Source organism: Sphaerisporangium sp. TRM90804 (genome assembly GCF_029846175.1).
In the GTDB taxonomy this organism is placed as follows: domain Bacteria; phylum Actinomycetota; class Actinomycetes; order Streptosporangiales; family Streptosporangiaceae; genus Sphaerisporangium.
Window position 1 is genome coordinate 1 of sequence record NZ_JARWAC010000048.1, and the last position, 11,671, is coordinate 11,671.

Genomic DNA, 11,671 nt, shown 5'->3' on the forward strand with positions numbered 1-11,671 from the left:
TGCTTATAGGTATCAAGGCGACGGCGCTCCGCGCCGCCGCACGGCCCGCCGCCCGCTCCGCCCGGCCGGGCGTGCGGGGGGGGGGGGGGGGGCCGCCCCGCGGGGGGGCCCCGGCCCCCCCCCCCCCACCCCCCCCCCCCGGGGGCCGGGGGGCCCGGGCCCCCCGGCCCGCCGCGCCGAACCGTGGAAGGCCCGGGCCACCGAAGGGAGCGAACGCGACGCCGCCGGGTATGGCGGGACCATCCCGCCCACCACCGCCCGGACCGGCCCGGCCCGGCCGCCGTACACGGCGCCGACCTCGCCACACCACAACACCGGCGCCGGGTGGGTTCGCCAGGGTGTGGCGGGGGCGGGCGTATGGCGTGTTCGGATTGGTGGTGGCGGGGTGACGGGGCTCGGCCGGGCCTGTGGGAGGGGTGGTGGACGGGTTAGCGGGTCTTGGTGTTCGGCTGCTCTTCGGACGGCTTGTCGGCGGGCTTGGCGGGGCCGTCGACCGGCTTGCCTTCGGGGCGGTGGGGGGCGTCGGACGGGTTGGCGTGCTTGTCGGTGGGGTTCTTGTCGGACGGCAGTTGCTCGATCTGGTCGGCGGGGGGCGGCTGTACGGTCACGGCGGTGCCGAAGTCGGTGAAGTCGGTGACGTTGCGCTGGCCGGTGTCGCTGAAGGCCACTTCCAGGCGGCGGACGCGTCCCTGCTCGTCGACGTCGACGGTTCCGGTGGCGTCCGGTGAGGCGCCCTGGAGCTTGCCGGGGCCGGCGTCCTGGCCCTCGAGCGCGAACGTGAACCGCTGCCCGCTCCAGCCCTCGCCGGAGGCCGGGCCGCCTTCGCGGACGTCGGTGGCCGACCTCAGCCGCTCCAGCGCCGCCTGGGGGTCCAGCGGGGCGAGTTTGACCAGGGCGATCACCTGCGGGGCGCTGTTCAGCTCGCCCTCGATGCGGGGGCCGGCCATCCACTTGGCGCCGTGGCCGGTTCTGACGTACATCAGGTCGCCGACGAACCGGGTCTCGGCCCCGTTGGCCGGCTGGGTGACGTAGCCCACGCGCCGGGCGGGGTCGAAGGCGCCGTCGAACGCCTTGTGGCCGCTGGTGCCGTGTATGCGGTAGCTCTCGCTGCCGGTGCTGGCGGCCGCGGCCGCCACCTGCGCCTGCGCCGAGGGCTGGCTCCCGGGCAGGACCAGCACGACCGCGCTCGCGGCGGCGGCCAGGCCGGCCGCGGTGAGCGCCGGCACCAGCACCCGGGTCCGGCGGCGCCGGGGCGTCGCCGCCGGCAGGAGGTCGATGCCGGCGGGCCGGTCCTCGGTGGCTTTGATGAGCAACGCGCGCAGTTCCTTCTCATCCATGAACGGCTCCTCGTGTCGGTTCGTCACCGGATCCCACTCCCTTCCTCCTCGGTTCGGTTGACCAGCGTGTCGGGTGGTATCAGCCGCCGCATCGCCCGCAGGCCGCGGTGGGTGTGGGTCTTGACCGTCCCGGCCGAGCAGCCCATCAGGTCGGCGACCTCCTGTTCGGGCAGGTCGGCGAAGAACCGCAGCACCAGTGCCGTGCGCTGGCGGGCGGGCAGCTTGGCCAGCGCGTTGCGGACGTCCTCGGCCACGGCCAGCGCCTCCGCCAGCTCGCCGGGGCCGGGCAGGTTGGGCATCTCGGCGCGCGGGATCTCGCGGCGCCACCGGGCGCGCCACCAGGACCGGTGGGTGTTGACCAGGATGCGGCGCAGGTAGGCGTCGGGCTCGGTGCTGGTGTCCAGCCGGGGCCACGCCCGGTACAGCTTGCCCAGGCAGGACTGCATCAGGTCCTCGGCCGTGTGCCAGTTCCCGGTGAGCAGTACCGCCGTTCTCAGATGGTGCTCTCCCCGGTGTCGCACGAAGTCCGCGAAGTCCGCGTCCACCCGGTCTCCTCTCGTCGGTGAAAGCCACCCCTGACACGCCGTGAGCCCCGCCGGGGGTTGACCGGGAGCGCACGCGTTCTTGACCCGGCGTCCCCCCCGGCCCGCCTGCCCGGCGGGCGGCCACCCGCGTCCCCGGCGGGCGGCCGACCGAGACGGCACCGGTGCCGGTGCCGTCTCGCGGGCGGCGCGGCCCGGCGCGCCCCCCCTTGGGACGCCGGGACGGTCGCGGTCCCGCGTGGCCCGGGGGTGCCGGGACGGTCGCGGTCCGGCGAGACCTTCGGGGACGTCAGGAGAGGCGCGGTCCTGCGCCTCCTTCCGGGCGCCGGGAGGGGCGGGCCTCAGGGCTGGGTGGCGTCCAGGATCGGGATGAGCTGCTCCTCCTCGTAGGCCAGGTGGCTCTCCACCTCCTCGGTGAGCCGCTCGACCTCGGCCAGCACGCGCGGGGGGTCGGCGTCGCCGGCCGACAGGACGTCTCGCAGCTCGGCCATGAGGGCGGCGATCCGCTCGTGCTCGCGGTTGAGCCGGTCCAGGGTGGGGGCCAGCTCGGGATTCCGGCTGCCCAGGACGGCGAACATGCCGGCGTCCTCGCCGGTGTGGTGGAAGTGCAGCCCCTGGCACAGGGTCAGGCAGTTGACCCGGAGCTGGGCGCCCAGCCCGGGGCCCGATTCGGCGATCTCCTTGCGGATCAGCGCGAACTCGTGCCGGAACCCGTCGTGCACCAGTTTCAGGGCCGCGCCCCACGACGGGGCGGAGATGTTCGGCGGCCCGCCGGTCACCTGCCGCAGAGCCACCACGGGCAGGACGCGGGCGGTCTTGGCCTGGTAGTCGGCCCATCCGGGGTCGGCCTCCGCCGCGCGGGCGAAGGCCTGGTCGCGTTCGGCGCCGCCCAGGACGACGGCTCGCGCCTCGTAGGTGAACACCCCGTTCTCGACGGTGACGCGGGGGTCGGCCGTCAGGTTGCGGAACCAGTCGGGGTGGCGGGGGGCGCCGCCGGCCGAGGCGATGACCAGCACCTGCTCGCCCCCGTCGGGCAGGTAGCCGAGCGGGGTGGTGTGCGGGGCGCCCGAGCGGGCTCCGGTGGTGGTCAGCAGCAGCAGGCGGGCTCCGGCGAACGGGCCGCCGACCCGTCCGGCGTTGGCGCGGAACTCCTCGATGATCTGCTGGTTGAAATCGATGGGCATTTTCGGGTGTTTCTCCGATTCGGTGGTCCCGCGACCGTTCGCGGGCATGGTGAAGAACCGCCCGGCGGGCGGTTGGGAAATGTCGGCGGGCCGATTACGGCCGTGGTGCGGCGTAGAAAAGGAAGACGCGCCGGAAAAGCGTCCGTCCGGCGATTCATCGTCGGGGACGATCGGGGGAAGACGCGGGAAACCGGCGGCGTCGAAGGCCGCTGATCAGGCAGGATGTCACGCGTGATGCGTGGAGGTGAGGAAGGCGGGCCTCTGGCCCGCCGGGCGCTCACGCGCGGGCCGGGTGCCCCACTCGCTTATGGCCCAAGGCCGACCCGGCAGTCACGAAAGCCACCATAACGTTCGCGGCCCGCCGGGGGCAACGCGCTTTCCCGGGCGCTCAACGCGCGCCCGGGGCGTGCCGGCCGGGTGGCATCGGCTTTCCTGCCGGCCGCCGCGCGCGGAGGCGAACGGGAACCGGCCCGCCTCCGCCCGCGAAGGGCGAACCCGTCTCGCCGGGCGGTTCAGGGGTGGTGGCGGTCATGAGGGGGAGGCGTCGCCGGTCGTGCACGTCCGGCTGGTTCCCCGGCGCGCGAGAACACCTCCAGAAGATCCGATTATCCTGGACGGCGTGGCGAATCGAGGGCGTTCGGCGTCGGGGGACGTGCGCATCACGCGTGCGAACGCGCGGTTCCAGCAGTGGCAGGCCCTGCTGGGCAACCGGGCCAAGCGGCAGCGGGCCGGTGAGTTCCTGATCCAGGGAGTGCGCCCGATCAGCCTGGCGGTCGAGTTCGGGTGGCCGGTGCGCGCGCTCATCTACGACGCCGAGCGGCCGCTGTCGAACTGGGCCGAGCACATGCTGAAGGCGGCCGGCGGCGAGCGGGTGGCCATGGCCCCCGACCTTTTGCGGGAGCTGGGCGGCAAGGACGAGGACGTGCCGGAGCTGGTGGCGGTGGCCGGGCTGCCAGACGATGAGCTGTCGCGCATCCAGGTGGGGCCGTCCTTCCTGGGCGCGGTGTTCGACCGGCCGAACAACCCCGGCAACATCGGGACGATGGCGCGTTCGCTGGACGCGTTCGGCGGCGCGGGCCTGATCGTCACCGGGCACGCCGCCGACCCTTACGACCCCCGGTCGGTGCGGGCCTCCACCGGGTCGCTGCTGGCGCTGCCGGTGGTGCGGTCCCACTCCCACCGGGAGGTGCTGGAGTGGGTGGAGCGGCTGCGCGCCCAGGGGCTGCCGCTGACGGTGGCGGGCACCGACGAGAGCGGCGCGTGCGACGTCGCCGACCTCGACCTGACCGGCCCCACCCTGCTGGTCATCGGCAACGAGACCACCGGGCTGAGCGCGGGATGGCGGCAGGCGTGCGACACCATGGCGCGCATCCCCATGGCCGGCTCGGCCAGCTCGCTGAACGCCGCCGGCGCGGCGACCGTGGTCCTGTACGAGGCCGCCCGCCAGCGGCGCCGCCCCACCGCATGACCTACCGTCACGCGATCGCCCGGACCAGCCACGAGGACCTGGCCAGCGGCGCGGTGCTGCACTCGGCCCCGGGGTTCCCCGCCTTCCCCGTCAGGCTGGCCAGCGAGATCTTCCAGCGCGCGCTGGCCCTGCGCGGCGGCGACCGGCCCGCCGTCCTGTGGGACCCGTGCTGCGGCGGCGGCTACCTGCTGACCGTCGTGGCGCTGCTGCACCGGCGCCGGATCGCCTCGGTGCTGGCCTCCGACCTCGACCCCGGGGCGCGGAGCCTGGCCGAACGCAACCTCGCCCTGCTGACCCGGGCCGGCCTGGCGGCCCGCGCCGCCGATCTGCGGGCGCGCGCCGCCCGCTTCGGCAAACCGGCGTACGACTCGGCCGCGCAGGCCGCCCACCGGCTCGCCGCCGGACTCGACGCCGCCGGGGGTGACCTGCCGCACGCGGTCTGCCAGGCCGACGCGCTGGACCCCGTCCAGCTGCGGCGGGCACTGGGCCACCGGGCACCCGACATCGTGATCACCGACGTCCCCTACGGCGAGCAGACCCACTGGCACGGCCCCGGCGCGGCGGCGGGAGTCGCCGGCATGCTCGACGCGTTGACGGCCGTGCTCCCGCGCGACAGCGTGATCGCGGTGACGGTGCGGGGCCGCAAGGTCCCGGCGGGCGGCGGGCCGCGCCCCCGGGCGTCCTTCAAGATCGGCACCCGGGCCGTCGCGCTGTTCCGGACCTAGGCCACCACCGCGGGCTCGGCCGCCACGGCTTCGCCGAACCCGCCCGGCCGGCGCCCGCCGGCACCACCGGGACCGTCGCCCACCCGCTCGTCAGCGCCGGCGCCGTCGAACGCCCGCGCGGGCGCCCGTGGCGGCGGCGCGCGTGCGGGGTCAGGAGGGGACGTCCTCCTGGTCGAGCAGGGCGGCGGGGTCGATGTTGACGTTCTGGAACTCCGGCAGGCGGTCGCGCGAGTCGCTCACCGAGCGCGCGGCGGCCGGCAGCCGGTCGCCGACGCCGACCATCAGGCCGGCGAGCTGGGCCTCGAAGATGCGCTCGGCGTTCCACGGCTCGATGAGGTACTCCCCCAGCTCCAGCGTCACCAGGCCGTGGACGGCCGTCCAGAGCTGGTGGGCGATGAGTACGGCGTCCCCGGTGGTGAACCGGCCGGCCTCCAGGCAGCGGGTGGCGCACTCGATCACCGTGGTGAGGGTGTACCGGCCGTACTGGCGGTCCTCGGCGCCCAGGGAGAAGCCCGCCAGCGAGGCGCCGCCGAACATGACGGCGTACAGGTGAGGGTTGGTGAGCGCGTTGTGCCGGTAGGCGCGGCCGAACAGCGCCATGTCGGCCACCGGGTCGGCGGTGTGCTCGACGTGGGAGAAGTAGGTCTGCAGCCGGGCGAAACCCTCGTACACCATCTCGCGGACCAGGCCGCTCATCCCGCCGAAGTTGGTGTAGACGGCCATGGTGGAGCTGCCGGCCTCCGCGGCGATGCGGCGCGCCGTGAGCGCCTGGGGGCCCTCGGTGGCCAGCAGGCGGGCGGCGATGTCGACGAGAGCGGGGCGCGTGTCTGGGTTGGATCGTCGTGGGCTCACCTTGACAGTATGGCATAACGCCGTTATGTTCGACATAACACCGTTATATAACGGTGTGCGTGGAACACTTGGCCTCATAGGAGGTGCTCATGACGGTCGCGGAGCACATCGCCCCGATCGCGGCGCTGATTTCCATCGCGTCGGCCTCCACACCCCGCGAAGAGCCCCTGCCGGTGGACGGCACGCTTCCCCCCGAGATCGACGGCGTCTACGTGCGCGTCAGCCCGTACCCGGGGGCCTCCAAAAGGCCCGACGGCACGGCCGGCCGCCACCTGCTGTGGGGGGTGCGCCTGTCGGGCGGCACCGCCCGCCGCGCCGCCGCCGCCACCGACCCCGACCCGGTGGCCGGCGGGTCGCGGCACGCCAGCATCGCCCAGCCGGTGCACGACGCCGCCACCTCCGAATGGCACACCGTCGTCACCTACCCCGGCCTGCCCTGGGCCGAGCACCTGGTCGCCGGCCCCGGCGGCATCCGCGCCGCGCGCGCCTTCCCCCTGGAGGGCGCCCCGCTCATGAGCGCGGTCGCGCTGACCGACCGCTACGTGGTGGTCTTCGACCTGCCCGTCACCTACGACCGCGCCGCCGCCATGGCCGGCGCCCCCGTCCCCTACCGCGCCCGCCCCGGCCGCCCGGCGCGCATCGGGCTGCTGCCCCGCCGGGCCGCCGAAGGCGCCCAGCCCCGCTGGTTCGCCATCGCCGCCTGCCGGGTGCCCGCCGTGGTGAACGCCTACGACGACGGCACGCGCGTGGTGGTCGACGCGATCCGCGACCCGCTGCGGGCCCGGGAGTGCGCCTCGCGGGTGCACCGCTGGACGATCGACCCGGCCGGCGGCACCGTGGCCGAGCGGCCGCTGACCGGCGCCCTCACGCTGCCCTCGGTCGACCCTCGGTGGGCAGGGCGCGGCCACCACCTGGTCTTCGGGTCCACCCCCGACGGGCACGGGCTGGTCGGCCACGACCTGTCCTCCGGCGCCACCACGGTGCGGCGCCTGGGCCCCGGCCGATCCGCCGGCCGCCCGGTCCTGGTCCCCCGGGGCCGCGAGGAGGGCGACGGGTGGATGGTCGTGCTCACCCGCGACCTCGCCGGCCACGGCAGCGACCTGCTGGTCCTGGACGCCGCCGACCTGGACGCCCCGCCCCGCGCCGTCGTCCACCTCACCGCCGACCCCCCCGAGGCCCAGCACACCACCTGGGTCACCCCCCGCCCCCGCTGAGCCGCCCGCCCCGCGTCCCGGCGCCTTCACGACGCACGCCACGAGGTCAGGCGCGCGGCCCGAGGAACAGGCCGCCGCTGGCGTCGATGACCTGACCGGTGATCCAGCGCGCCGCGTCGGAGGCAAGGAACGCCACCACGTCGGCGACGTCGCCGGGCGCGCCCAGGCGGCCGAGCGCCGTCGTGGCGGCGATGAGCTCGGCCAGGCCGGGGGCCTGGAAGGCCGGCCCGTTGGCCGCCGTCCGGGTGGCGCCCGGGGCGACCGCGTTCACCGTGATCCCCCGGGCCCCCAGCTGGTTGGCCAGGGTCAGGCTCATCGTCTCGACCGCGCCCTTGGTCATGGCGAAGGACGTCTGGGCGGGGTTGGCCATCCGGGTCGCCACCGAGGAGATGGTGACGATGCGGCCGCCGTCGCGCAGCAACGGCAGCGCCCGCTGGATGATGAAGTACGGCGCCCGCACGTTCACCGCGAACAGGCGGTCGAACTGCGCCGGCGTCGTGGCCCCGAGCGGGCCGGCGGGCGCGGCCGCCGCGTTGTTGACCAGGATGTCCAGCGGCCGCCCGGCCAGGCCGGCCTCGACTCCCGCGAAGAGGGTCTCGACGTCGCCGTCCACGCCCAGCTCCGCACCGACGGCGAGCGCGGTCCCGCCGGCGCGCTCGATGCGCTCGACCGTCGCGGCGGCGCCGTCCTCGTCGGTGCCGAAGTGCACGACGACCATCGCCCCCTTCGCCGCCAGCCGGGCAGCGATCTCCTGCCCGATGCCGCGCGACGCCCCGGTCACCAGCGCCGTCCTGGCGGTCAGATCCGTCATGTCGCCCACCCTTTTCTGTTAGTCACTCCCAAACTGGTAGTTACTACCAGTCCGGTAGGGTCTATCACATGCCGGACCAGCAGTCGAGCCTGCGAGCGCAGCGCAGAGCCGAGACCCAGCGCGCGATCCAGGCGCACGCGGTCCGGCTGTTCACCGAGCGCGGATACGACGCCACGACCGTGGCCGACGTCGCCCAGGCCGCGGGCGTCTCGCCCATGACCGTGTACCGGCACTTCCCCACCAAGGAGGACCTCGTGCTCGCCGACCCGCACGGCCGGCTCGTCGCCGAGCGCATCGCCGCCTCGCCCGCCGACCGGCCCCTGGTCCGGCGCATCGGCGGCGCGCTCGTCGAGGCGGCCGCGGCGCTGACCGGCGGCCACGGCGGGCAGCCGGCCGCGGACCGGGCGTTCCTGCTCGCCCGGCTCCACCTCATGATCTCCACGCCGGCCCTGCGGGCCAGGCACCTGGACAACCACTACGCCCTTCAGCGGGCGATCGTCGACGCCCTCGGGCACGACGCCGGCGATCCCGACGCGGCCTTCCACGCCCAGGTGGCGGCCAGCGCGTGCCTGGCCGCCATGCACACCGCACTGGTGCGCTGGGCCGAGGACGACGGGCGCGCCGACCTGCCCGGGCTCATCGCCAAGGCGCTAACCGCCGCCTTCGGCGAGCACCCCACCGAGCCCGCCGGGCCCCCGGCAAGCCGCTGACGGCCTGCCGCTCGATACCGGCAACCGAATCCGCGAGCTCGGTCATGTCGCAAAACGTGTCGCGGGCGGTGTTCGGAGAAGAGAGTCCCGCGAGAGGCTCTGAGAACGAAGATCGACGGCAGATCGGACACGCGTCGGGCGGTCGGCGGTTCTCGCAGAACCGGTCATCTGCTGCGAATCGCGCACTCTGCGACCCAAGGGATGGGCCGGGCGTGAAGGTTGCTAAGACAGGTGGTGACCTTGGAGGCTCTCCTTGCCGATGCGCGTGCGACCTTCCAGGAGTGCCCTGTGATCATCGAGGATCTGTCCGAGCCGGAACTCGCCCTCTGGGAGGCGTTTCCCACAGCGCGTCCTGTGGATCTTCCCGGCACCCCCGTTCGGGCTGCGATCATCGCAAGGATGTTGCTCGGCGCCCGGGAACGCCTTGCAGGGCAGACGCCCGGCATGCACCTGTCCGGCGCCCGGATCGCGGGCCGACTGGACCTGTCGTACGCCGAGGTGCAACACCCCCTGATCCTGAACAAGTGCGAGTTCGAGGAAGCACCGGTCTTCACCGGAGCCCGCACCGGCCTGGTGGACCTCGCGGCCTCCCGGGCACCCGGACTGCAGGCCGTAGACGCTGTGATCGGCGGGGCATTGCGCCTGGAAGACTGCGAGATGACCGGCCCCATCCAGCTCGCCGGGGCCCACGTGTCCGGAACACTGAATCTCAGCGGCGCAGCGATCCACGCACTTCAGGCGGTCCATGCCGACGGCCTGATCGTCGACCGTGATCTTCTGTGCGCGAACGCCGTCGTCGACGGGGAGTTACGCGTCGTTGGCGCCAGGATCGGCGGGACGATGACCCTCGATGGCGCACGGGTCGGGCGGTCAGGCGGCTTCAGCCTCACCGCCGAGGGGGTCGTCATCGACGGCGGGTTGTCGTGTGCCGGCGGTTTCCGCTCCTGGGGGGAGCTGAGCGTGCAGGACGCCCGGATAGGGCGCCGGTGCGTCTTCAGCGGAGCCCGGCTGTCCAACCCCGACGGCGTCGCCCTGAACGCGGAGAGACTCGGCGTCGAGGGCGGGCTGCGCGTCGATGACGGCTTCTCGACCGAAGGCGAAGTCCTTCTGCGCGGAGCCCGCGTGGCCGGTTCGCTCCGTTTCGCGCAGGCGAGCCTCGCCAATCCAGCAGGACGCGCGCTGAACGCGCCGCTGATGGAGATCGGCAGCGGACTGCGGTTCACACCAGGCTTCGTGGCGGACGGAGAGGTCTTTCTGGACTCCACCCAGGTCCGCGGATCGGTCAACTTCGACGGCGGGAGGTTGTCCAACCCGGGTGCGACGGCGCTTTCCCTGCGTCGGCTGGGGGTCACCGGCAGGCTCAGCTGCAGCGAAGGCTTCCGTGCCGACGGGGAGATCGTGCTCGTCAACGCCCGAATCGAGGGCAGCCTGGAGTTTCACGGTGCCGCCCTCAGTAATCCCGGCGGGCGGGTTCTGTCCCTGTGGGAGGTGAGCGCGGGTGGGGGCATCGACTGCTGCGAAGGCTTCGCGGCCACGGGAGACGTCTCGATCAGGAACTCCCGGATCGCCGCCACGCTGTGCCTTGCGGAGACCACCATCGACGGTGACCTTCACCTTCGTGGTGTGGAAGCGGCTTCGCTGAAGATCGGGCCCCAGACGCAACTGCTGCGGGCCGTCGACCTTCGCCACAGTCGGGTCGGCGTGCTTGACGACGCTCCCGGCCGGTGGCCTGCTCACGTCCTGATGAACGGCTTCACCTACGACGGCCTGGAGGCTCCCCTGCCTGTCCGGGAGCGACTCGACTGGCTGGCCAGGGAGCCCTACCAACCTCAACCCTATGAGCAGTTGGCCGCCGTCTACCGCCGGCAGGGTCACGATGAGGCTGCTCGGGACGTGCTGCTGGCCAAACAGCGTCGCCGCCGGTCCGGGCGGCAGCTCGGGGCGCGGCTGTGGGGACATGTGCAGGACTGGACCGTCGGGTACGGCTACCGACCCTTCCGCGCTGCGCTCTGGCTCGCGGCCCTTCTCCTTGTCGGCACGGTCGTTTTCATCGCCCACCAGCCACCGGCCTTCAAGCCAGGCGAGGCTCCCCCCTTCAACGCCTTCCTCTACACCCTGGACCTGCTCCTGCCGATCATCAGCTTCGGACAGGAGAGCGCCTTCGGCCCGCGCGGCGCACAACAGTGGCTCGCCGCGGGGATGACCACTGCGGGGTGGATCCTCGCGACGACCATCCTGGCAGGCCTCACTCGCGCACTCTCCCGCCAATAACGCAGACACCCTCCTTGCCGGGGTGCGGCAGCGCCTGTCGTTCCAGGTAACGCCAGTACCTGCTTCACCGCGCCCGGCCCCGTGGCCGGGGAGCGGGAGGCCCTGACCGCTCTTCGCCGGAGCGTCGGCCGGCCGTCGGCGGCGATGCGGGCTCTGCCATGCGACCCGATCTGGCGCGGGAGCGGGGAGCCGCTGACGAAAAAAAGGGGGACACGGGACACGGGACCGGGTCTGGCCGCCACGCCGCGAGGTCCGCGGCGGGCCGAGGCGACCGGGACCGGTCGCGGGCGGCGGCAGCGGAGACGGTGCCGCACGTCAGAGGCGCATCACGTGCGCTGTGAACCGTCTACCGGCTTCGCCACACCGCATCTCGTCGGGCATCTCGTCGGCGCGGGGCCGGATGCGGGGTGCCGCGCCCGGCGGGAACGTGCGCCGGGTGGGTGCGGGCGTGCGGGGGTCAGGCCGGGAGGGCGGGTTTCCGTGTCGTGGGGGCGGGCGCCTGGCCGAGGGGTGGGCACTCTGGCCGGTGGGGCGGTTCGCCGTGGTGGAGGGCTTGC

General features: G+C 73.9%; 10 protein-coding genes. 5 read left to right on the forward strand and 5 right to left on the reverse strand.

Annotation, left to right across the window (positions count from 1 at the left end; translation table 11 throughout):
- Positions 1 to 428: 428 nt before the first annotated feature.
- The 3 genes from PYR91_RS36065 to PYR91_RS36075 all read right to left on the reverse strand — a co-directional run bounded on the left by PYR91_RS36065 (position 429) and on the right by PYR91_RS36075 (position 3,063).
- Positions 429 to 1,337 (reverse strand): hypothetical protein, encoded by a 909-nt coding sequence (locus tag PYR91_RS36065; RefSeq protein WP_279787470.1) that lies wholly within the window; start codon positions 1,335 to 1,337, stop codon positions 429 to 431.
- Between the two features lie 23 nt (positions 1,338 to 1,360).
- Positions 1,361 to 1,882, reverse strand: a complete 522-nt coding sequence (locus tag PYR91_RS36070) for a SigE family RNA polymerase sigma factor (protein WP_279787472.1) — start codon at positions 1,880 to 1,882, stop codon at positions 1,361 to 1,363.
- A gap of 338 nt (positions 1,883 to 2,220) precedes the next feature.
- Complete coding sequence (locus tag PYR91_RS36075; protein ID WP_279787473.1) at positions 2,221 to 3,063, reverse strand: nitroreductase/quinone reductase family protein; 843 nt, start codon at positions 3,061 to 3,063, stop codon at positions 2,221 to 2,223.
- Positions 3,064 to 3,682: 619 nt separating this feature from the next.
- Here PYR91_RS36075 and PYR91_RS36080 point away from each other — a divergent pair.
- Positions 3,683 to 4,531 (forward strand): TrmH family RNA methyltransferase, encoded by an 849-nt coding sequence (locus PYR91_RS36080; RefSeq protein WP_279787476.1) that lies wholly within the window; start codon positions 3,683 to 3,685, stop codon positions 4,529 to 4,531.
- On the forward strand, positions 4,528 to 5,256 hold the full coding sequence (locus PYR91_RS36085; RefSeq protein ID WP_279787478.1) for an rRNA methyltransferase: 729 nt from the start codon (positions 4,528 to 4,530) through the stop codon (positions 5,254 to 5,256). The genes PYR91_RS36080 and PYR91_RS36085 overlap by 4 nt, the downstream gene beginning before the upstream one ends.
- 150 nt (positions 5,257 to 5,406) lie before the next feature.
- Here PYR91_RS36085 and PYR91_RS36090 read toward each other — a convergent pair whose 3' ends face one another.
- Positions 5,407 to 6,108: a TetR/AcrR family transcriptional regulator gene (locus PYR91_RS36090; RefSeq protein ID WP_279787480.1), complete on the reverse strand. Its 702-nt coding sequence runs from the start codon at positions 6,106 to 6,108 to the stop codon at positions 5,407 to 5,409.
- A gap of 89 nt (positions 6,109 to 6,197) precedes the next feature.
- Here PYR91_RS36090 and PYR91_RS36095 point away from each other — a divergent pair, with 89 nt between their 5' ends.
- Entirely contained in the window at positions 6,198 to 7,322 is a 1,125-nt protein-coding gene (locus PYR91_RS36095; RefSeq protein WP_279787482.1) for a carotenoid oxygenase family protein, read from the forward strand.
- A 46-nt stretch (positions 7,323 to 7,368) separates the two neighbouring features.
- Here PYR91_RS36095 and PYR91_RS36100 read toward each other — a convergent pair whose 3' ends face one another.
- On the reverse strand, positions 7,369 to 8,133 hold the full coding sequence (locus PYR91_RS36100) for an SDR family oxidoreductase (RefSeq protein ID WP_279787483.1): 765 nt from the start codon (positions 8,131 to 8,133) through the stop codon (positions 7,369 to 7,371).
- Between the two features lie 68 nt (positions 8,134 to 8,201).
- Here PYR91_RS36100 and PYR91_RS36105 point away from each other — a divergent pair, with 68 nt between their 5' ends.
- Positions 8,202 to 8,843 carry a TetR/AcrR family transcriptional regulator gene (locus PYR91_RS36105; protein WP_279787485.1) on the forward strand — a complete coding sequence of 214 codons (642 nt, stop codon included), beginning with the start codon at positions 8,202 to 8,204 and terminating at the stop codon, positions 8,841 to 8,843.
- A 288-nt stretch (positions 8,844 to 9,131) separates the two neighbouring features.
- The gene (locus PYR91_RS36110) at positions 9,132 to 11,114 is read left to right on the forward strand and encodes a hypothetical protein (protein ID WP_279787487.1); all 1,983 of its coding nucleotides are present in this window, start codon (positions 9,132 to 9,134) and stop codon (positions 11,112 to 11,114) included.
- The last annotated feature ends 557 nt before the right edge of the window (positions 11,115 to 11,671 follow it).

What these genes read in the sequence shown, in the direction of transcription:
- PYR91_RS36065 (WP_279787470.1), bottom strand. Translation starts at nt 1,337, where the DNA reads ATGGATGAGAAGGAACTGCGCGCGTTGCTCATCAAAGCCACCGAGGAC.
- PYR91_RS36075 (WP_279787473.1), bottom strand. Translation starts at nt 3,063, where the DNA reads ATGCCCATCGATTTCAACCAGCAGATCATCGAGGAGTTCCGCGCCAAC.
- PYR91_RS36085 (WP_279787478.1), top strand. Translation starts at nt 4,528, where the DNA reads ATGACCTACCGTCACGCGATCGCCCGGACCAGCCACGAGGACCTGGCC.
- PYR91_RS36095 (WP_279787482.1), top strand. Translation starts at nt 6,198, where the DNA reads ATGACGGTCGCGGAGCACATCGCCCCGATCGCGGCGCTGATTTCCATC.
- PYR91_RS36100 (WP_279787483.1), bottom strand. Translation starts at nt 8,133, where the DNA reads ATGACGGATCTGACCGCCAGGACGGCGCTGGTGACCGGGGCGTCGCGC.
- PYR91_RS36105 (WP_279787485.1), top strand. Translation starts at nt 8,202, where the DNA reads ATGCCGGACCAGCAGTCGAGCCTGCGAGCGCAGCGCAGAGCCGAGACC.